General features: G+C 49.6%; 18 protein-coding genes and 1 other annotated feature. Of the genes, 1 reads left to right on the top strand and 17 read right to left on the bottom strand.

The genetic code is table 11. The features are described 5' to 3' along the window. Window positions 1–27: 27 nt before the first annotated feature. From uvrC to VFK44_07690, 10 genes are all read right to left on the bottom strand, one after another. Entirely contained in the window at window positions 28–1,815 is a 1,788-nt protein-coding gene (uvrC, locus tag VFK44_07735) for an excinuclease ABC subunit UvrC (GenBank protein ID HET7628265.1), read from the bottom strand. A gap of 124 nt (window positions 1,816–1,939) precedes the next feature. Further along, window positions 1,940–2,254 carry a thioredoxin gene (trxA, locus tag VFK44_07730; protein ID HET7628264.1) on the bottom strand — a complete coding sequence of 105 codons (315 nt, stop codon included), beginning with the start codon at window positions 2,252–2,254 and terminating at the stop codon, window positions 1,940–1,942. 102 nt (window positions 2,255–2,356) lie between these two features. Continuing rightward, a complete protein-coding gene (locus VFK44_07725) occupies window positions 2,357–3,334 on the bottom strand; it encodes an electron transfer flavoprotein subunit alpha/FixB family protein (GenBank protein ID HET7628263.1) in 978 nt (325 codons plus the stop codon). 102 nt (window positions 3,335–3,436) lie between these two features. Next, window positions 3,437–4,210, bottom strand: coding sequence for an electron transfer flavoprotein subunit beta/FixA family protein (locus tag VFK44_07720; protein ID HET7628262.1), 774 nt, complete (start codon window positions 4,208–4,210; stop codon window positions 3,437–3,439). Window positions 4,211–4,274: 64 nt separating this feature from the next. Then, entirely contained in the window at window positions 4,275–4,868 is a 594-nt protein-coding gene (locus VFK44_07715; GenBank protein HET7628261.1) for a TetR/AcrR family transcriptional regulator, read from the bottom strand. A 107-nt stretch (window positions 4,869–4,975) separates the two neighbouring features. Beyond that, window positions 4,976–6,694 carry an AMP-binding protein gene (locus VFK44_07710; GenBank protein HET7628260.1) on the bottom strand — a complete coding sequence of 573 codons (1,719 nt, stop codon included), beginning with the start codon at window positions 6,692–6,694 and terminating at the stop codon, window positions 4,976–4,978. A gap of 243 nt (window positions 6,695–6,937) precedes the next feature. After that, on the bottom strand, window positions 6,938–7,345 hold the full coding sequence (locus VFK44_07705) for a DUF350 domain-containing protein (GenBank protein HET7628259.1): 408 nt from the start codon (window positions 7,343–7,345) through the stop codon (window positions 6,938–6,940). A 14-nt stretch (window positions 7,346–7,359) separates the two neighbouring features. Then, the gene (locus VFK44_07700) at window positions 7,360–9,723 is read right to left on the bottom strand and encodes an endonuclease MutS2 (protein HET7628258.1); all 2,364 of its coding nucleotides are present in this window, start codon (window positions 9,721–9,723) and stop codon (window positions 7,360–7,362) included. Window positions 9,724–9,767: 44 nt separating this feature from the next. Continuing rightward, on the bottom strand, window positions 9,768–11,498 hold the full coding sequence (polX, locus tag VFK44_07695; protein HET7628257.1) for a DNA polymerase/3'-5' exonuclease PolX: 1,731 nt from the start codon (window positions 11,496–11,498) through the stop codon (window positions 9,768–9,770). Window positions 11,499–11,538: 40 nt separating this feature from the next. Further along, complete coding sequence (locus tag VFK44_07690; GenBank protein HET7628256.1) at window positions 11,539–12,177, bottom strand: CvpA family protein; 639 nt, start codon at window positions 12,175–12,177, stop codon at window positions 11,539–11,541. A 110-nt stretch (window positions 12,178–12,287) separates the two neighbouring features. Here VFK44_07690 and rnhC point away from each other — a divergent pair, with 110 nt between their 5' ends. Next, a complete protein-coding gene (rnhC, locus tag VFK44_07685; protein ID HET7628255.1) occupies window positions 12,288–13,226 on the top strand; it encodes a ribonuclease HIII in 939 nt (312 codons plus the stop codon). A gap of 298 nt (window positions 13,227–13,524) precedes the next feature. Here the strand turns inward: rnhC and VFK44_07680 are convergent, their stop codons facing one another. The 7 genes from VFK44_07680 to VFK44_07650 form a co-directional block, all read right to left on the bottom strand. After that, a complete protein-coding gene (locus VFK44_07680; GenBank protein HET7628254.1) occupies window positions 13,525–14,706 on the bottom strand; it encodes an IS256 family transposase in 1,182 nt (393 codons plus the stop codon). Between the two features lie 228 nt (window positions 14,707–14,934). Further along, complete coding sequence (locus tag VFK44_07675; protein ID HET7628253.1) at window positions 14,935–15,705, bottom strand: YhfC family intramembrane metalloprotease; 771 nt, start codon at window positions 15,703–15,705, stop codon at window positions 14,935–14,937. A gap of 13 nt (window positions 15,706–15,718) precedes the next feature. Further along, a complete protein-coding gene (locus VFK44_07670; protein ID HET7628252.1) occupies window positions 15,719–16,792 on the bottom strand; it encodes a DUF5808 domain-containing protein in 1,074 nt (357 codons plus the stop codon). After that, window positions 16,792–17,184 carry a GntR family transcriptional regulator gene (locus VFK44_07665; GenBank protein HET7628251.1) on the bottom strand — a complete coding sequence of 131 codons (393 nt, stop codon included), beginning with the start codon at window positions 17,182–17,184 and terminating at the stop codon, window positions 16,792–16,794. Before VFK44_07665 ends, VFK44_07670 begins: the two co-directional genes overlap by 1 nt. 94 nt (window positions 17,185–17,278) lie before the next feature. Beyond that, window positions 17,279–19,705 carry a phenylalanine--tRNA ligase subunit beta gene (gene pheT / locus VFK44_07660; protein ID HET7628250.1) on the bottom strand — a complete coding sequence of 809 codons (2,427 nt, stop codon included), beginning with the start codon at window positions 19,703–19,705 and terminating at the stop codon, window positions 17,279–17,281. Window positions 19,706–19,718: 13 nt separating this feature from the next. Next, window positions 19,719–20,756 carry a phenylalanine--tRNA ligase subunit alpha gene (pheS, locus tag VFK44_07655; GenBank protein HET7628249.1) on the bottom strand — a complete coding sequence of 346 codons (1,038 nt, stop codon included), beginning with the start codon at window positions 20,754–20,756 and terminating at the stop codon, window positions 19,719–19,721. A gap of 44 nt (window positions 20,757–20,800) precedes the next feature. Further along, window positions 20,801–21,031, bottom strand: a binding site (T-box leader). 53 nt (window positions 21,032–21,084) lie between these two features. Next, window positions 21,085–21,843, bottom strand: a complete 759-nt coding sequence (locus tag VFK44_07650) for an RNA methyltransferase (protein ID HET7628248.1) — start codon at window positions 21,841–21,843, stop codon at window positions 21,085–21,087. Window positions 21,844–21,931 lie beyond the last annotated feature (88 nt).

The raw sequence follows: 21,931 nt of genomic DNA, 5'->3' as shown, positions 1-21,931 counted from the left end.
TCTATCAAATCACGATCAAAAAAACAACTATTTCACATCGCCCTCCAAATCTTGAAAATGGCGAATGATATTCTCCGCGACGGATTGCGGCATGTCGGCACCGCACAATTGTTCAAGCGTAGCTTCTTTAATCTTTTTGACCGATCCGAAATGGCGGAGCAATTTTCGTTTTCTTTTCTCCCCTACGCCCGGAATCCCATCTAACGAAGATTGAATCATCGATTTCCCGCGCACTTGCCGGTGAAACGAAACCGCAAACCGATGCACTTCGTCTTGAATTCGTTGCAGCAAATAAAATTCCTGACTGTTCCGTTTCAGCGGAATCACCTGCGGCGGATCGCCCATTAACAATTGCGAACTTTTATGACGGTCGTCCTTCGCGAGTCCGCAAACTGGAATGAGCAAGCCGAGTTCGTTTTCAAGCACGTCCCCGGCAGCGGCCAGTTGTCCTTTGCCCCCGTCGATCATAATCAAATCCGGCAGCGAACCGCCTTCTTTCACGAGCCGTGCATAGCGTCTGCGAATGACTTCCCTCATCGAATCGTAATCATCCGGTCCGTCAACGGTGCGAATTTTATATTTTCGGTAAGCGCTCTTCAGCGGCTTTCCGTCTTCAAATACAACCATCGCCGAAACCGGGTTCGTCCCTTGAATGTTAGAATTGTCGAACGCTTCAATCGTATGCGGTGTGTCAATGCCCAATTGTTTTCCGAGATTTTCGACTGCGTGGATCGTCCTTCTCTCGTCCCGCTCGATCAATGCGAACTTTTCTTTCAGCGCAATCGCCGCATTTTTGTTGGCGAGTTCCACTAAATCTTTCTTCTTTCCGCGAATCGGGCGGTGAACGGGAACATCAAGCAATTGAACCGCGGCTTCTTCGTCAATCGTTTTCGGTATCATGATCTCTTTCGGCTTCATGTGTTGATTTTGCAAATAAAATTGCCCGAGAAACGTTAAGAAAGACGATTCCGGATCGCCGTAGATAGGAAACAACGACGCATCCCTCTCAATGAGTTTCCCTTGGCGCATGAAAAACACTTGTACGCACATCCAGCCTTTATCATATGCGTAGCCGAACACATCACGGTTGGCATAGTCGTTCAAGGTCATTTTTTGCTTTTCCATGACCGTTTCGATGTGACGAATTTGGTCACGAAGTTCTTTTGCATGCTCGAAATTCAGTTCTTCCGCCGCTTTTTTCATTTTTTTCTGCAAGTCGCGTTTCGTCTCGCGATACCCGCCGTTGAGAAATTTTTCAATGCCTTCCACCATCTCGGCGTTTTTTTCTTCGCTTATGTCGTACACACATGGAGCCAAACATTGACCGATGTGATAGTACAAGCAAACACGATCAGGGAGCGTTCGGCATTTCCTTAGCGGGTAGAGACGGTCAAGCAGTTTCTTTGTTTCATTTGCCGCACCGACGTTCGGATAAGGGCCGAAGTATTTGCCCGTCTTGCGGTTGACTTTCCGGGTAATGATCAGCCGCGGGTGTCGTTCTTTTGTGATCTTCAAGAACGGATAGCTTTTATCGTCCCGCATCATTACGTTGTACTTCGGATCGTGTTTCTTGATCAAATTCATTTCCAAAATGAGCGCTTCGATTTCCGAAGAGGTCACAATGTATTCAAAATCGGCGATTTCGCTGACGAGCCTTTCCGTTTTCGGATCATGGCTTCCGCTGAAGTAGGAACGCACGCGGTTTTTCAAAACCGATGCTTTGCCGATATAAATGATTTTGCCGCGATCGTTTTTCATTAAATAGCAACCGGGTTGGTCCGGCAATACCGCCAATTTCTCCTTCAGTTTGCTCATCGCTCTTCATCCTCTGAACTTGCTGATTCTATCGTACCATAAAAAATACCGTTAAGAGGGGAAAGCGCCTCCCCCGATAACGCAAACAAAAAACGACCCGCAAGGGCCGCTTTTTTCGCAAACGTCATTGATGTTTATTGATCACTTCAACGAGCGCTTCTTTCGGCTGATAACCGACGACTTTGTCGACGACTTCGCCGTCTTTGAACAGAATCAAGGTCGGGATGCTCATGACGCCGAAGTTCCCGGCCGTTTCCTGATTTTCATCCACGTCCAGTTTAACAATTTTCACTTGGTCGCTCAGTTCGGCATCGATTTCCTCGAGCACCGGAGCGATCATTTTACAAGGTCCGCACCATTCTGCCCAAAAATCGGCAAGCACGAGACCTTGGCTTGTTTCTTCCGTGAAATTTTGATCGGTAGCTTTTACAATGGCCATTCCCTTTACCTCCCTGCATACTTAATGATAACCAATTTACGGGAAGTATATCACGAACGATTATGAAAAAGCCATCCGTATGCTCATTCAAACGATCGCTGATCAGCCGTTGACCACTGCCTTCAGCTCTTCTGTCAGCTTCGGAACGACCTCGAACAAATCGCCGACAATTCCGTAATCGGCGACATTGAAAATGTTCGCTTCCGGATCTTTGTTAATTGCGACAATCACTTTCGAGTTGGACATTCCCGCCAAGTGTTGGATCGCTCCGGATATGCCGCAAGCAATGTACAAATCAGGTGTGATCACCTTTCCGGTTTGGCCGATTTGCAACGCATACTCGCAATAACCGGCATCCGCAGCGCCGCGTGAGGCGCCGACAGCGCCGCCGAGAACCTCGGCAAGCTCTTTCAGCGGTTCAAACCCTTCGGCGCTTTTCACGCCGCGGCCGCCGGAAACGACGATTTTCGCCTCCGCCAAATCGACGCCGTCCCCGCTTGATTTCCGAACGATCTCTTTAACGACCGTTTGCAAATCTTTAATCTCAACGTCGAACGTCGAAACTTCGCCTGTCAAGCTGTCGTCTTTCTCCAATGCAGCAATGTTGTTCGGACGGATCGTAACGAACCGCTTGCCTTCGGAAATCTTCTTCTTCTCAAACGCCTTGCCCGAATAAATCGGACGAACAAAAACCGCTTCGTCTCCGCTTCCTTCGATTTCCGTCACATCAGATATGAGACCGCTGTTGAGCCGGGCAGCCAGGCGAGCGGCAAGATCTTTGCCGATTGCCGTATGGCCGAACACAACCGCATCGGGATTTTCCGCTTCGATGACTTGCAACAGCGCCTGTTTATAGGCAACCGCTGTATAGTTTTCCAATTGATCGTTTTCCAAAAGCAGCACTTTGTTTGCGCCCCGTTGAATCAGGAGTTCGCCGGTTTCCTTCGAATGTTTTCCGCAAAGCACCGCAATGACCTCGCCGCCGTCGGCGATTTGGCCTGCCGCCGCGATCGCTTCGAAAGAAACGTTACGCAACTCGCCTTCACGCGCTTCAGCCAATATGAGTGTTTTCCCAGCCATTGGTATTCTCCTCCTCATTCCATAAACATATGTTCATGGGTATCTGTTCTCCTCCGTGTCGATACGGGAAAGCCATTTCCGTTACGGCTGTTTACGCCGCACTCAAATGACCTTGGCTTCGGATTTCAGCAAGCGGACGAGTTCCTTAACTTGATCGTCCAACTCGCCTTCCAAAATCCGGCCGGCTTCTTTTTTCGGAGGCAAGAAACGTTCGATCGTTTCCGTTTTCGCTTCTACGTCTTCTTCTTCGAGATCGAGATCGTCCAATTCAATCGTCGCCAACGGCTTTTTCTTCGCCTTCATGATGCCCGGCAAAGACGGATAACGCGGATCGTTCAACCCTTGCTGTGTTGTCACGAGCAACGGCAAATGGGTTTCGATTTTCTCTTCGTCGCCTTCGGCGTCGCGGACAATCGATACTGTTTCGCCGTCGACCTGGATGTCGGTAATCGTCGCCACGTGAGAAATATCCAACAATTCTGCTAGCCTCGGACCGACTTGGCCTGTGCCGTTGTCAACGGCGACATTCCCTCCCAAGATCAAATCGTAGTCTTTGTCTTCGAAAAACTTAGCCAACACTTGCGAAGTCGTATATTGATCACGTCGGTCGACATCTTCCTCGATGTCGATCAACACCGCTTTGTCACAGCCCATCGCCAGCGCCGTTCGCAATTCTTTCTCAGCGTCCTCGCTGCCTACCGTTACGACGGTCACTTCTCCTCCATGTTCGTCTCGAAGTTGAATCGCTTCCTCAATCGCGTACTCATCGTATGGATTGATGATGAATTCGGCATCTTCATCCTGGATTCGACCGTCCGCGATGACGATTTTCTCCTCCGTATCGAAGGTTCTTTTCATAATGACGAATAAGTTCACTGCATGCCCACCTCCAAAGAATGATAACGAGTTTCGTGTTCGTGCTTGCGTCCTCGCCGGCCGTTCAGCAATTGCCGCCGCTCAACCCGCGAATCAACAGCCGATTCACATCGGCAGAAAGAGCCGCCAGATCGTACTTTCCTTCGTTCAATACCCAATTGGTAACGGTTTCATCCAAAGTTCCAAAAATCATCTGTCTCGCCAGACGCACATCCAAATCGGCATCGAACACGCCCTGGTCCATCCCCTCCACCAGTATATCATCAATAAGCTTCAAATACCTCTTGAGAACTTCCCCTATTTTGGCTCGCAAACCTTTATTCGACTGGCGCAATTCAAGCTGCGTGACAATCGCAAGCGAATAGTCCGCGGCCAATTGCCGAAAATGCATGTCAATCAGCGTAAACAATCGATCCCGGACTCGCGTTTTGCCGGCGATTTCATTTTCAATGCTTTCAATGAATTGCCCCATTTTTTCACGGAACAAGGAAAGCAGCAAATCTTCCTTGTTTTTAAAATATAAGTAGATCGTGCCGTCCGCGACCCCGGCTTGCTTGGCAATTTTCGAGATTTGCGCACGTTCAAATCCGTGCTCAGCGATGACTACCACTGCGGCGTCGATGATTTTCCCATATTTCGGTTGATTTCGTTTCGTCATGTCAGACTCCCATCAATGAATGATCGTTCATTCATTGTTATCATATCGAAATTTCTTTTTTCATGTCAACGAAAATCGCCAACCGGTTACGTCGACCATTGACGGCATTAATTCGATTGCGATTCCCCTGCGGCAGCCTGCGCTTTTTTCTTCTCTTCCTCCAACAACGTCCGTCGCAATATCTTTCCGACAGTCGTCTTCGGCAGCTCGTCGCGAAATTCATACAGGTGCGGCACTTTGAAAGCAGCAAGCGATTGGCGGCAATGGTCATCCAACTCTTTTTCCCCGCATGTTTTCCCTTTCTTCAGCACCACGTAAGCCTTAACCGTTTCCCCACGATAAGCGTCCGGAACTCCGACAACGACGACCTCCTGAACCGCCTCGTGCTCGTATAGAACTTCCTCAACCTCACGAGGATAAATATTGAACCCTCCTGCGATGATCATGTCCTTTTTCCTGTCGATGATATAAAAATACCCATCCTCGTCCATGTACCCGACATCCCCGGTCAACAACCATTCGTCTTTAAAGACGGCCGCCGTCTCATCCGGACGCCTCCAATACCCTTTCATCACTTGGGGGCCTTTCACCATCAGTTCACCGACTTCGTTGACGCCGGCGATCTCACCGGTCTCCAACGATAGACAGGCGGCATCCGTGTCAGGAAACGGCAACCCGATGCTCCCGGTTTTCCGATCGTTCCAAATCAAATTCGCATGCGTCACGGGAGAAGCTTCCGACAACCCGTAGCCTTCGACAAGCCTACCGTTCGTTTTCTCTTGAAACTGTTTTTGCACCTCGGCCGGAAGCGGAGCAGAGCCGCTGATGCAAGCGTTAATGGAAGACAAATCATACTTTTCGATGTCAGGATGATGCAACAGTCCGATATACATCGTCGGTGCACCGGGAAACAATGTCGGATGTTTTTTCTCGATCGTTTTCAACGTTTGTTTCACATCGAACCTTGGCAAAATAATCATTTCCGCAGCGTACATGACCGACAAATTCATTACTGTCGTCATGCCGTAAACGTGAAAAAATGGTAAAATTCCAAGCACCCGTTCTTCCCCGTATTTCATTTTGTACATCCACGCCCGGCATTGCATCGTATTGGCGACAAGATTGTAATGCGTCAACATAACACCTTTCGCCGGCCCCGTCGTTCCTCCCGTATATTGCAGCAAAGCAAGGTCTTCTTTCGGGTCGACGTCGATTTCCGGTTGGATCGCTTCCGTATGTTCAAGAATGGAAGGGAAAGAATGGACGAACGGATGACGATAATTTACGTCGACGAGCAAACTTTTCTTTTGTTTTCTTTGCACGAGCGGATACAGCACGTTTTTCGGAAAAGGAAGAAAATCTTGTATGCCGGTGACGATGACATGTTCAAGTTTCAGTGACGACATCACTTTCAAGACTTTCGGATAGACCAAATCAAGACAAATGATAAACCTCGCTTCTGAATCGGCAAGTTGATGGTGCAATTCGCGTTCGGTGTACAACGGATTCGTTTGCACGACAATGCCGCCTGCCAACAGAACTCCATAATAGCTGATGACACCTTGTGGACAATTCGGCAGCATGACGGAAACCCGTTCGCCTTTTTGAATGCCGAGCGAATGAAAGAAATGGGCGACTTTCACCGCACTTTCGTACAACTCGGCGTAACTCAGTTCTTTTCCGAGGAAATCCACCGCCGTCTTGTCGGGATGCTTGATCGCTGCTTGTTGCAGAAAATGAAACAATGGACGTTCTTCATAATCGAGGCGGGCCGGAATTTCTTCGGGATACAGTTTCAACCACGGCTTTCGATCACCATTTGCCATTGCAATGCCTCCTTAACGTTCGTCCTTGAAAAGGACGCCCAGTCACGTAATCCAACTTGACGGCTCCAGACGATTCTGCAACAGAATGGGACTTGTTTCCGCTTACAAATGCCTATTTAGTTTGATTATAACAGATTTATCCTGTCCATTATTAAAAAAATGTCAAGTAGACGATCCCCGCCGCAAAAAACAAGACACAGCAGACAATTAAAAGTTTCGCTAACGTTTTCACGTGTTGTCCTCCTAGCCGATCCCCGTGCCGATGACGTAGGAAAGGCCGATCGAAATCATCATCGCCGTAAAACCGACTGCCCGGTTGTCGGCTGCGATCTCATCGTCGATTCGAAACGTCGGGGTAAGAAACTCAAATATGAAATAGCCGATCAACAACAAGGCAAAACCAAACGCGCCCCAGCCTACCATCGTCAACACGTCGTCATTGTTCAAAATCGAAAACCGAAAAATGTTGGCGATCCCAAAAATTTTTCCGCCCGTAGCCATTGCAACAGACAAGTTGCCTCGTTTGATTTCGTACCAATTGCGATAACGGGTCAACAGCTCGAAAATCGCGAGAAAAACGACCAGGCATAAAATCACTACGCTGTAGTCGGCCGCATCACGAATGTAAGGATTCTCCCAGAAATGATCCATCGCCTCGACCTCCGTTATTTTAATTGCGCGACGGTGACCCCGCTTCCACCTTCCCCCGCGGCCCCCATCCTCGTACTTTTCACGTTCGGATGGTTTTGCAGCCACTTCGTCACGCCTTTTCGCAATGCGCCCGTCCCTTTGCCGTGTATGATGGACACTTGATGGTAGCCGGCAAGCAGCGCATCGTCCAAATACTTCTCCACTTCGTGCATCGCTTCCTCATACCGTTTCCCGCGCAAATCCAGCTCCGTTTTCACGTGTGAATCGCTGCTCCGCACCGTCGTCACGGCCTCGCTGTACTTTGGCTTCTCCGCCTTCACCTTCCGCAAATCATCCGCATTTACATTCATCTTCAAGATCCCGAGCTGCACAAGGTATTCATCATCGTCCAATTGCTCGACGATATGCCCTTTCTGCCCTAGGCTGATCACCTTCACTTCATCACCTGCGGCAAATTTCCGTTGCGCCTCGCCTCCGCGCTCGGCCGGCCGAGCCGGCCGCTCCCCGCTCAACTGCGGCGCCGCCTCCTCGAGCCGCTTCCGCGCTGCGATCCATTCGTGCTCCTTCACGGCGCCGCCTTCCCGCTTCGCCGCTTCGCGCAGCTCCTCGATAATCGCCTCCGCGCGAACTTTCGCTTCTGACACCGCTTCCTTCGCGCGCCGTTCGGCATCCTCGAGCACTTTCCGCTTCTCATTCTCCAGCGCCGCAATCTTCCTCTGCAACTCTTGCTGCAATTGTTCTGTTTCCCGCAACAAGCTTTGCGCCGCCGCTCGGTCCTGTTCCGCTTGTTTCTTATTCTCTTCGAGCGACGCGATCATCCGGTCGACCTTGTTCGAATCACTCGCGATTTGCCGCTTTGCGTCATCGATCATGCTTTCTCTCATGCCGAGCCTTCGCGAAATTTCGAATGCGTTGCTTCGGCCCGGAACGCCAATCAGCAACCGGTACGTCGGTCTCAACGTCTCGACATCAAATTCGACACTTGCGTTCAGTACGCCTTCTCGTTCATACGCATAAGCCTTGAGCTCACTATAGTGCGTCGTTGCAATAACCTTGGCGCCGATAGCGTGAACATGATCCAAAATGGAGATCGCCAGTGCCGCGCCCTCTTGCGGATCGGTCCCTGCGCCAAGCTCGTCAAACAACACGAGACTGTGACGATCGATGTTTTTCAAAATATCGACAATGTTCGTCATATGCGACGAAAACGTGCTTAAGTTTTGCTCGATCGATTGCTCATCGCCGATGTCGGCAAACACAGACTGGAACAATGCGGCCGATGAGCCGTCTTCCGCCGGAATGTGGAGCCCGGATTGCGCCATTAACGTAAGCAAACCGACGGTTTTCAACGTTACCGTTTTGCCGCCCGTGTTCGGTCCGGTAATAATCAGCGACGTGTAGTCGCCTCCGAGCATTATGTCGATCGGTACAACTTCGTCCTCAGCAATGAGCGGGTGCCGCGCTTTCGTGAACGAGATGATGCCGTCCAAGTTCATTTTCGGTTTCGAGGCTCGCAATTCCCGTGAATAATGCGCCTTTGCAAAAATAAATTCCAGATGCTGCAGCCGTTCAACATTGGCGAGCAAATCGTCCGCATATTGAGCCGTTTCAGCGCTCAACTCCCCGAGAATTTTTTCAATTTCCCGTGCTTCTTTCATTTTCGCTTCTTGCAAGCGGTTGTTGATTTCCACGACCGAAGCCGGCTCAATGAAAAGCGTCGCGCCGGAAGAAGACTGGTCGTGCACCATGCCGCCGAAGCTGCCGCGGTATTCTTGCTTCACCGGAATGACGTAACGGTCGTTGCGAATGGTGATCACCGCGTCCGAGAGCATTTTTCGAGTATTGCTGGAACGCGTGAGCTGTTCCAGTTTCTCGCGCACTTTTCCTTCGCTGCTCCGAATTTCGCGGCGAACCCGTTGCAAAGCGGAGCTTGCCGAATCGACAATCTCTCCGAATTCATCGATGCATGCTTTGATCGACTGTTCGAGCTCTCCGGCCGGATTAAATTGCGAAACGATGCCGTGCAAAAGAGGCAATTTGACGTCATCCTCGACCATTTTTTCGATAAACGCTTTCAAGCGCCGCCCTCCGTAGATCGTTTCGGCAATATCCAGCAATTCGGCGGCATTTAAATGCCCGCCGATGAGCGATCGTTTCAACGACGCCCGGATATCGTGAATGCCTCCGAACGGCACACTTCCTTTCAATCGGAGCACTTTTGCCCCTTCGTCCGTCTCATCGAGCCACTGTTTCACCTGTTCGAAATCGGTTGAAGGCTTGAGTTGTTCAATTTTTTCGAGACCGAGCGAAGACGCCGCGTGACGCTTCAACCGGTCAATCATTTTATTGAATTCAAGTACTCTCATCGCCCGTTCCACAATTAAACACTCCTGACTGAACGGTATCCGCTGTAACGGTTTAATCAACTACTACGAGGTTCCCCTCGATTTCGATTCAAAAAAGCGAGGAATTGCTGCTTTGTATACGTATTGATGACGGTCTCCGGCCGAATCCAGCCTTTTTTCGCAAAGGAAATGCCGACCTTCATGTAAGTCAGGTTTTCTTTGTAATGGGCGTCTGTATTGACTGAAAGCCTCACACCGGCTTCTTGAGCCAGCCGCAGCCAATTCGCCGCCAAGTCGAAACGGTTCGGGTTCGCATTCAATTCAAGGGCCGTGTCCGTCTCTCGCGCCCATTCGATCAACTGCGCCACATCGACGTCATACCCTTTCCGGCGCCCGATGAGCCGTCCGGTCGGGTGGGCAACCAAATCAACATGCGGATTGTAAATCGCGGTTTTCAAGCGTTCCATAATTTGCTTACGGCTTTGCGAAAACGAAGAATGAATCGAGGCGATGACGAAATCGAGTTTCGCCAACACTTCGTCTTCAAAATCGAGACGCCCGTTCGGTAAAATATCCATCTCCGTGCCGGAAAATAGCGTAAAATCATCATATTTCTCATTTAACCGGCAAATTTCTTCCCGCTGCCGCGCCAGTTTTTCTTCATCCAACCCTTTAGCGACGACGAGCGATTTCGAATGATCCGTTATCGCAATGTATTCGTAACCGAGCTGCCGCGCGGCCTCGGCCATCTCTTCGATCGTGTAAGCCCCGTCGCTCCATGTCGTATGCATGTGAAGATCAGCCCGAACATCAGACTCGGAAATCAATCGTACGTCCGTCTCAAACTTGTTGATTTCTTCGCCGCCGACGCGTAATTCGGGCGGAATCTCCTTCAACCCGAAATGGGCAAAGAACGCGGCTTCGTCAGTAAACGTTGACACTTCTCCTGTTTCAATGGTTTCGATCCCGTATTCGCTGATTTTCTCCCCGCGCGCTTTCGCCAGCTGACGCATCTTCACATTATGTTCCTTCGAACCAGTAAAATGATGCAGAGCCGTCGCATATGCATCGGGTTCAACGAGACGGAAATCGGCTTGCACCTCGTAATCGAACGCAAATGCAACGGTTAATTTCGTGTTGCCTTGATTGACGATTTCCGATATGCCTGCAAGCGCCAAAATCGCCGCTCGACAAGCTTGCGGATCTTCGGTCGCCACCACAAAATCCAAATCTTTCACCGTTTCACTCAGCCGACGGAGACTTCCGGCCCGTGAAAATCGTTGCACCGACGGAATCTCCCGCAATTGCCGCTCGATTTCCTCCGCTGCCCGCAGCATGTACGCCACCGGCAATCGGTCCGGCCGCTTCCCGACCTCCTCGATCGCCGCCAATAGTTTTTCTTCCGATTTCTTCCCGAAACCGGAAAGCCCGCGCACTTGGCCTTCCCGGCAAACTTTCTCCAACGACGTGAGATCTGTCACGCCGAGCTCCCCATACAGCCTCGCAATCTTTTTCCCGCCAAGTCCGGGAAGATGCAACAACGGAAGCAACCCGTTCGGGATGGCTTCCGTCAATTGCTCGAGCAGCGAAGACCGGCCGGTTTCCTTCAGTTCGTCGATCACCGCAGCGGTGCCGCTGCCGATTCCTTTCAGCCGGGATACGTCGCCGATGGCTGCGAGACTCCGTTCATCGCTTTCAAGCGCTTGTGCAGCTCTTCGGTAAGCACTCACTTTAAATGAATTTTCACCTTGAATCTCAAGATAAACGGCGATCGTTTCGAGCGCTTTCACGATGTCTTTCTTATTCACGGCAACCACCTGCCTTCGTCATACTTGGGTTCGCATGTCCTTAAACCCCGCCCGGGGACATCCAGAGCTCCTTGATTTGCGCCGAGAATATCGGTGTATGTTGGACAATTGTTTGCGCCAGCCCGGACTGACCGACCGCGTTTTGGATAAAATCGAGCGGGACTAACGCGGCAAAGGACAGAAGCAAAAATACGAGCAAGTATACTTCGACGAAGCCGAAAGCGCCGCCAAGCCAGCGATTCACCGTCCGCAGCAGCGGCAGTTCGGCGAGAAAATCAAGCATCGTTCCGAGAATATGTAGAATGATCTTCGTCCCGAAAAACAACATCGCAAAAGCGATCCCCCGATAATACGCTTCTTCCAAATTCAAAGCGTCCGAAAAAAAAGCGACGCCCTCTCCGGCTCCGGAACCGGGATACGGAATCCACAGCCGCAGCCGCGAAGCAATATCGTCAAAATAGAGATAAGCGACAATAAAGGCGGCAACAAAACCGGTCAAATGGATGATTTCATAAATGAGACCGCGCCGGAGACCGATGAAAAACCCGGCAATCAAGACAACCAAAATAATCAACGTCAGCATCTGCACATTCCTCGACTTTCCTTTTTTTATGAACACGTATTGATATTGTCGTTTCACGAGCCCTCGCAAAAATTTCGACGGCATACGCACATTCATTTTAACAAAAAAACATCCCCCGTGGGAATCTCGCATTTTTATTTGTCCGATGCAGGTCGCCAAGCCGGAGATTCTCCGTTATAATGAAGGCGCATAAAGGAGGAGAACGAGTGAGACAAACGGTATTAAAATGTTCGAAACAGACGTTGGAACGCATGAAAGCTCATTACGGGCCTTACATACAGTCAAAAAAACCGGGAGCAAGCTTATTTTTCGCCAAACCGCCCGGGTGCGCCGTCACCGCCTATTTATCTGGAAAAGTGTTGTTTCAAGGAAAAACGTGTGAAACGGAAGCTGCACGTTGGCAAGGAGAAAGTACCGCTGCAAAAAAGAAGGCACCGACTGCTGGAGATACGAGATGGCTGCCGCCGAAAAATTTAGCGACACTTTCCGTGATTGGCTCGGACGAAGTGGGGACCGGAGATTATTTCGGACCGATGACCGTGACAGCCGCATTCATTGCAAGTGATCAGCTGAAAGAGTTGCAAAGCGTCGGATTGAAAGATTCGAAGCAACTTTCCGATTTGCAAATTGACGCACTAGCGGAGACGATCAAGCCGCTTATTACTTATAAGCAGCTGACGCTGGCGAACCGAAAATACAATGAATTGTTTGAAGGCGGCATGAACCAAGGAAAAATGAAAGCGATGCTTCATAATCATGCGATCCGCCACGTCATTCATCAGTTAAAAGAAGAAGGGACGCCGTATGACGGCATCCTGATCGACCAGTTTGCAAAACCCGGCGTTTACTACAATTATTTAAAAGGACAGCCGGAGATCATCAACGATCGTGTTTGGTTCCAGACGAAAGCGGAGGGGCTTCACCTTTCGGTGGCAGCCGCCTCGATCATCGCGCGCCAAGCATTCGTGAAAGAAATGGATGCGTTAAGCGAAAAAGTCGGCATGGGGTTGCCGAAAGGCGCCGGCGCACAGGTCGATGCTGCGGCAGCGCAGCTCATCCGGGAGCAAGGCAAAGATGTGCTTCGTGACGTCGCCAAGCTGCATTTTGCGAATACCCAAAAAGCTTTTGAGTTAACGCGTCAGTGAATGAAAAAGAAGCTGACTCAAAAGATTGTTAAAAACGACCGAACGAGTCAGCCTTAAGACATTAATCATTCTTACGAACATGAAAGACCCTTAGAGGGGAAAAATGTGCATCTGCCAAATGTAACGAACATAAAAGATCCTTAGACGCCCAAACCGATCCAAAATACGGCGAAAACGGCGCTAAGCGCCGAAAATGTTCGTTAGAACAAAAATCGAAGTCAAGTCCACAGTTTTGTGTAAAATCCTATTACAATGAATTCGACCTATTTATTGGGTAAGGTGGATTACAGAGAAGGAATCAAGCTTGATTCCTTCTCTGTAAAAATTTTCGATTCCCCTTATCCATCTCTTTTTCATATTCCATCAACACAGCCCCAATGAGACGGAAAGCGGATTGCGTATTTGGAAAAATCCGAATCACTTTTTCCCTTCTCCGAATTTCAGCATTCAATCTCTCCAGATTATTCGTCGTACGTAACTGAACATGATAACTGATCGGCTCGTTCATGAATTGTATCGCGTCCTCAAATCCCTCATCTAGAATTTCAATCGCCTTTTGGAATCCTTTTTGATCTTCATACGTTTCGATGAATTCATCCTTTAATGCTCGAGCCGTCTCCATGTTCGGTGCCTCAAATATTCGTTTCAGCGCATTTCTGGCTTCTTCTGTATTTTTCTTCGGCATCTGGTTCACAATATTATGTTTGAAGTGAAAGGTGCAGCGTTGCCAACTGGCTCCGACAAACGATTCATGAATCGCCTTTTTCAAGCCTTTATGAGCATCTGAAATGATCATTTTTGGGGATTGAAGCCCTCTGGACTTTAACTTATCAAAAAACTGTGTCCACCCTTCTTTCGATTCACCGTGATTGACATTCAGACCAATAATCTCCCGTTTGTGTTTAGCATTGACGCCTATCGCTACGTAAACCGCCTTTGAAACTACGCGTTGATGTTCTCGGACTTTTATGTACATCGCATCCGTGTAAATATATTGATAGTACATGAGGTTTAGCGGTCGATTCGCCCATTCATTCACGATCGGATCAAGTTTCTTCGTGACGTTTGATACAAAGGATTTTGATACGTTTTCCCCACATAGTTGTTCTATGACTCTAGTGATTTTCCGTGTTGAAACGCCGTTGACGACCATTTCCATCATCGAAAGGACGATGGCCTGATCCGCACGTTTATATCGTTCAAACACAGAAGGAGAAAATTCGCCATTTCGCGTGCGTGGCACAGATAACTTAATCTTGCCCATGGAGATCAGATAATCACGCTCATAGTAGCCGTTCCGGTAATCGAAGCGACGATCTGTTCTTTCATACGCCTTTGCATTCAAGTACTCATCTCGCTCTTTCTTCATGCATTCATTAAGAACGAGAACGAGAGATGATTTCATGACAGCATCTAATTCGGAGTTGGCTACCTGGTCTTTTAAATCTTCAAGGCTTACGGTAAGATTGAGTTGGGTCATTATCCATTCCTCCTGTTCGTATTTTCTTGGTCGAAAACATTGTAACATGGGAATGGGAATGACCCGTCTTGTCTTTTTACACAATTATATGGACTCTATCAAAATCGATGTGAAAAGCGGCGCTAAGCTGATTAAATGTTCGTTAGAAAAAATAAATGGAAATTAATGTTATTTGTTAACGATCAAAAGAGGTTGTCCTATATGGCTTTGGGGACAACCTCTTAGTTGTCAGCTTGTTTTTTCGGAGTTGATCCACAGCGCAGCGACAACGGCGACGATGAACAAAAAACCTTCGATCAGCCAAAGGCTGAAGGAAAGCTTTTGGCCGAGTGCGGCAATGAAATCGACGGCCGCATGAATGAGGACAGCTGCCGCAAAATAAACTTTTCGCCGCGTGCGCACCGCTTTCAAAACGAGCAACGAGAGCGCGAGCTGCAGCGTGAACGCGAAAATTCTTTCGAATGCACCAAGCAAAGCGGTAAACGGTGACGTATGAAGCAATTGATCCTTGACGGCAAGCAGCTGTGAGGCGCCAGGTCCTGCGGAGGCAACGAGCGGCGCAAAACCGCCGGTATTGATAAGAATCGCGAAAGCGGTGAATTGTACGGTCGCCAAAGCACCGACGAGCCATGCCTCAATGCCTCCATGGCCGATTCCATACGAAAGTCCATCCGTGAAAGTGCGTTGATTTTTTAAAAAATATCGAAATCCGACGAGCCGACCGAACTCCTCAAAAAGCGCAGCCGCCAAACCGCCGTACAACGCATACCAGTAAGGATTTTTCAGCCATTCAGCCGTCGTGTCGTTGATCATCAGCACATAAACATGCAACGCTTTCTCAAGCACTTGCGAAAAAACGATGAACACGAGTACACCGACGATCATCGCCCTCCACGATACGCCCCATTTTTGCCGCACATAGATGAGAACCACGATCGGCAAAGCGAGCGATACGATACCTGTTAAAATGAGAAAAACAATCGTTAAAGGACTGACCAACGGAGCACTCCCCCTAACTCACAAAAATTTGCAGCAAAACAATGACGACGATGATAGCCGCAAGAAAACCCCAGCCAGCAGGATGTGCAAAATTGACTGTCCAACCGATGCCGAATCTTTTTTCGACAAAAATGGCCGGGTCGTTCGGGTTGAAATAAAATTGTCCGAGCTTCCAATAACGATCTTCATCGCGTTGCATCTTGCCTGACTTTTCCTCTGGAGTCGAATGAACTCGGCTCCCGCCTTGCCCGGTCGTAAAAGAAAGCACAAACGCCCCGCAAACGATGAACGTAACGACAACAAATGGCACACTCATGACGATCGCGGAAGGCATCGAGATTGCAAAAGACAGTTGCGCAAACGCGAACAGCAAGACGATCATCGTGCCGGATAGAAACGAATACATCGACCAGCGATAGCGGAAAGTAATGTTTTGATAAGCGGACGCTTTCGGATCGGTTGGATCGAGCGACTGCTTGCTTTTCGCAATGATGACATTGATAAACAAAAACAGGCCCGTCATGAACAATTGCAAAAGAGGAAACAACAGCAACGTCCGATACGATTTATCCGCCCAAGTCGTCACTGTTCCGTCAAAATCATAATGCATCGGGAACTTCGCTGGAAACTGATCGTAAAAAATAAACGTCAACACGAAAGTGATGACAGCAATCGCGAACGGAATGAAAAACCATGCGTGGGAAACGGTCATTTTTTGATGACGAAACCGCGTGTCTACGGCAACGACAGCTTTCATCTGCTCGGTCCAACGGCTTTCCGTCTTCAATGCCTTCATTTTTCGATGGTAAGCGAGATAAATAAGAAAAGATCCGACGATAAAAGCGCACAACGTGATCGGATAAACAATGTAAAAAGCAGACTTTGTTGAAAATGATGCGATGATGATGAAAACAATGCCGAGTGCGAGCGTTTGCCAGCCGTAACGCTTTCTCATCCTTTGCAAAGCTTCGCTGTCATACACATCCGAAGGAATGCCAACGCCAAAACTCTCTGTTTTCCGCGTTAAATAAGGCATCGCAGCCATGAGCAGCATGATTGGGATGAATAGAAAAATTGAAAAGATCATTACGCTTGCCCCTTTCCCCTCAGTTCTTCAAAAACCGCTTGGCACATTTGCAAAAAATCTTTCTCATCCATGTGCCGGCACATCGATTCGGTGATCAACGGCTTCAATCCATTTTTTATATGTGCATTGAAAGTCTCGTCCGCTTCCGGCATGCCATCCGGATGAATGACGACGCCCTTTTGCCGGTGAATGAGAATGTAACCGTCTTGCTTTAGCAGCTGATACGCCTTGTTCACCGTGTGCATGTTGATGCCTAAGTCAGATGCCAACGCGCGTACCGAAGGAAGCGGCTCTCCCGGCTCCAGCTCCCCGAGCGCGATGCCTTCAATGATTTGTTGCTTCAACTGCAAATAAATCGGCGTTTCCGACTCCAAATCAAGCTCAATGATCATAGGAAACCCTTCTTTTTCGTTTGTTATAAATAATATATAACAGTTAAAACAATAAAGCAATAAAAAAATCAGCCCGCGTTGGGGCTGATTTCCGTTAGCTTCTCAGTTCTGCTCCGAACACTTCTTTTACTTGATTCAAAACGGCTTCATGAGCTTTCATCACTTCTTCGTCCGTCAATGTCCTTTCCGGATCGAAATAAGTGAGCGAATAAGCGAGGGATTTCTTGCCGGCTTCCATGTGCTCGCCGTCGTAAACGTCAAAGAGCGACACTTCTTGCAAGAGTGACCCACCCGCCGTGCGAATCACCGTTTCAATGTTGCCTGCGGCGACTTCTTCGTCAACAACAAGCGCAATATCGCGTGTGACGGATGGATAACGCGGCAACGGACGATATGCGACCGGTGCCGGTGTCGATTGGAACAATGCATCGAGATTTAGTTCGAAGACATATGTTTCGCCAATATCGAACAGCTTCTCGTAAGTCGGGTGAATTTGACCGATGTAACCGACCGGGCGATGATCAAGCACGATCGCTGCCGTTCTTCCCGGATGGAGTCCGTCTTTTTGCGTTTGCACAAACTTCACGCGCGCACCATATCCGAGTTCTTGGAATAAGCCTTCGATCACGCCTTTGGCGACAAAGAAGTCGACCGGCTTTTTCTCTTTTTGCCACGGCTGTTCAAACCACGTACCCGTGAATACGCCTGCCAATTTTTCGATCTCTTCCGGCTGTTTCGTCAGCTTTTCTTCTTCCGACTGGAATACCGGTCCAATCTCAAACAAAGCAACGTCGGAGATGCGGCGGTTCAAGTTAAAATTCACCGCATCCAACAGCTGCGGCACGAGGCTCAAGCGCAGCGTCGAATGTTCTTCGCTCATCGGCAGCGGCAATGTCACTGGATGGGACTCAACGGACTCTTCTGCAAACAACATCGCTTTATCCGCGGTCGTCAGCGAATACGTAATCGCCTCATTTAATCCGGCACCTTCCAGGAAGCGGCGGATTTGCCGGCGCTTGCTTTGCCGCTCCGTCAACCGGCCAGGCGTCGTCGGTCCGAACGGCAGCGTCGTCGGCAAGTGCTCGTAGCCGTGGATACGGCCGATCTCCTCTATCAAATCCTCTTGGATCATCACGTCCATGCGCCGCGTCGGCACTGTCACATGCAATTGTCCGTCTGCCAATTCGACCGGAAATTGCAGACGTCCGAAAATCGCAACCATTTCGTCTTCCGAAATGTCCGTGCCGAGCACACGATTCACTTTCTCCGTCGCAACGCTCACCCGCTTCGGCGCCACCTCGCGCGTGCCCGCTTCCGGCACACCGGCGAGCACTTCACCTCCGACAATCTCCGCCATCAGCTGTGCCGCGCGATCCGCAGCGGCCGCGACCCGGTTCGGGTCGACGCCGCGTTCATAGCGGCGGCTCGCTTCGCTGTGAATATCGAGGTCACTCGCCGCCTTCCGGATCCGCGCCGGCGCAAAGTATGCGGCCTCAAGCAAAATCGTCGTTGTATCGCCGCGAACTTCCGACTTCTCGCCGCCCATTACGCCGGCAACCGCCATCGGCTCTTCACCGTTCGTAATGACAAGATGCTCCGCCGAAAGCTTGCGCTTCGCTCCATCGAGCGTCACGATCTCTTCGCCTTCACGCGCGCGCCGCGTCAGCACTTGCTTCGAACCAAAACGGTCGTAGTCGAACGCATGAAGCGGTTGGCCGTATTCGAGCAGCACAAAGTTCGTAATGTCGACGACGTTGCTGATCGGACGAATGCCTGCAGCAATCAAACGGTTTTGCAGCCATTGCGGCGACGGTCCAATCTTCACATTTTTAATGATGCGTGCGCCGTAGTATGGATTGTCTTTTTCATCATCTATCGCAATCGAAACATAATCTGATGCTTGTTCCGCCGTTTCCTGAAGCGTGACTTCCGGCCAGCGCACTTTGCGATCCAAAATGGCAGCCGTCTCGTAAGCGGCGCCGAGCATATTCAAAGCATCGGCACGGTTCGGTGTCAAGTCGAATTCAAGCACACGGTCGTCTAAGTTCAAATACCCGAGCGCATCTTCGCCGACTTTCGCATCTTCCTCGAACACATAAATGCCGTCGCTCACTTCGCGAGGCACGAGTTTTTCGTCTACGCCAAGCTCTTGCAGCGAGCAAATCATACCGTTTGAAGATTCTCCGCGCAGCTTCGTCCGTTTAATTTTAAAATTTCCAGGCAAAACCGCTCCCGGCACCGCCACAGGCACCTTCTGTCCAGCAGCTACGTTCGGCGCACCGCACACAATTTGCAGCGGTTCTTCTTCACCAACATCCACCTGGCATAGATTGAGCTTGTCGGCATTTGGATGCGGCTCGCAAACTTTTACATGGCCGACGACAACACCGGTCACACCGTCATTCAAATCATGAACGGCATCGACTTCGATCCCGGCATTCGTAATTTTATCGGCCAACACATCAGCATCATAGCCGTCTGTATTCACATATTCATTCAACCATTTATAAGAAACACGCATGACTGATTACCCCCTACACTCTTTGAAACTGTTTCAAGAAACGAACATCACTGCTGTAAAAGTGACGGATATCCTCAACGCCGTATTTCAGCATCGCAATCCGTTCGGGACCCATGCCGAATGCAAATCCGGTATACTTTTCTGGATCAAAGCCAGAAGCACGTAAGACGTTCGGATGCACCATGCCTGCGCCCAAGATTTCGATCCAACCGGAACCTTTGCAAACGCGGCAAGATTTTTCCCCTTTACAGTTAAAGCACGAGATGTCCATTTCGACCGACGGCTCAGTGAACGGAAAGAAGTTGGCGCGCAGCCGAATCTCACGTTCATCCCCAAACAATTTTTTCGCAAAAATGGTCAAGACGCCTTTCAAATCGCTCAAACGAATGTTTTCATCGACAACGAGCCCTTCAATTTGCATGAACTGATGCGAATGTGTCGCATCGTCTGTATCGCGGCGATACGTCTTGCCCGGACAAATAACTTTCACCGGACCTTTGCCTTGATGTGCTTCCATCGTTCTCGCCTGCACCGGCGACGTATGCGTTCTCAGCAGTAAATCTTCCGTTAAATAAAAAGTGTCCTGCATGTCGCGCGCCGGATGGTTTTTCGGGATGTTCAGCGCCTCGAAGTTATAATGATCGGTTTCGACCTGCGGTCCTTCGGCAATTTGAAAGCCCATGCCGAGAAACAAATCTTCAATTTCTTCAATGACCGCCGTCAACGGATGAGCATTACCGCGGCCGACCGGCCGTCCCGGCAGCGTTACGTCAATCGTTTCTTCAGCCAAACGGCGTTCCACTTCAGCTTCCTCAAGCTTTTGCTGCTTCGCTTCGAGCCGCTCGCTGATCGCTTCGCGTACGACGTTCGCCATTTGCCCGACCTTCGGCCGTTCTTCCTTCGGCAATTTCCCCATGCCGCGAAGAATCTCAGTTATCGGTCCTTTTTTCCCTAAATACGTCACGCGTATTTGTTCCAACTCACGCAATCCTGCCGCGGATTCAATTTCCGCCAAGGCTTGCTCTTGTAATTCCTGCAATCGTTCCTGCATGTCAAATCCTCCAATCGAAGAAAAAAATAAAACCCCGCCCCTTATAAAGGGACGAGGATTCGCGGTACCACCCAAATTACCGGCTCAATCGCGAGCCGATCACTTCATTTCATTTAACGGATTACCCGTACACCCTTTCACCGATTTCAACGACCGGCTCCCGGGCTCCACTCCGGAGCGAATTCAGCTGCATCTTCCGCAAAACGCTTTCAGTCGTCGGCGTTTCTCCCTGATCCGGCGAGCGGCAGCTTACTATTTTCCTTCACAGTGTTTCATGATGTTCAGTTGCGTTTCATTATAAGGAAAAAAATTGTTTCGTGCAACTGTGCTAACCGTGCTTCAGTCGGTACATTAAAATCGCTGCCGCCACAGATACGTTTAACGACTCAGCTTTTCCCGTGATCGGCACATACAAATTTTGATCAGCGGCTTCCAGCAATTTCGGATTCACACCGCTCCCTTCATTGCCGACGATAAGTGCAAAATCAGCGGTTTGAGCAACTTCGACAAAGCTCACGGCATTTGTCAGCGCCGAACCATACACAGGAATGCCAGCCGCTTGAAACCGGCTCGTCCACTCGCGCAAATCTCCGCCAAACACCGGCAAATGAAACAAGGAACCTTGCGTGGCACGAATCACTTTTCCGTTATATAAATCGGCACACCCTTCACCGAGTACGACCGCTGTCAATCCTGCAGCGTCAGCTGTACGAATGAGCGTACCGACATTTCCCGGATCTTGCACAGCATCAACGAATAAAAATCCGCCTTTTAACGGAACGTTTTCCGCATCAACCACAATTGGCTCGCATACCGCAGCAATGCCTTGCGGCGTCTCCGTTTCCGTGATCACATTCATTATTGACCGAGGAACCTCGTATTGCGGAAGATCCCGTATGTTTTCATGATCGGGAAGTTTCACGCCTTCGGCAACAATCAATTCGACAATCGACACCGATGCTGCCAAAGCTTCCTCGATTAAATGCCAACCTTCAAGCATGAATCGGCCGGTTTCTTTTCGCCCTTTTTTCGTATGCAGCTTCTTCCATCGTTTCACTTTCGCGTTTTTGTTCGATTCGATTTTCATCTCGGCACCTCCTGCAGCCTTTCGCTTCCAACATGTATGATACATAATATTTCACGCCGAGACCAAAATAAGGATACGATCCTTAAGG

It is taken from the genome of Bacillales bacterium (assembly GCA_035700025.1).
Taxonomy (GTDB): Bacteria; Bacillota; Bacilli; order Bacillales; family DASSOY01; genus DASSOY01.
Note: the sequence above shows the minus strand (reverse complement) of the source record. Positions and strands in the feature narration are given on the sequence as shown.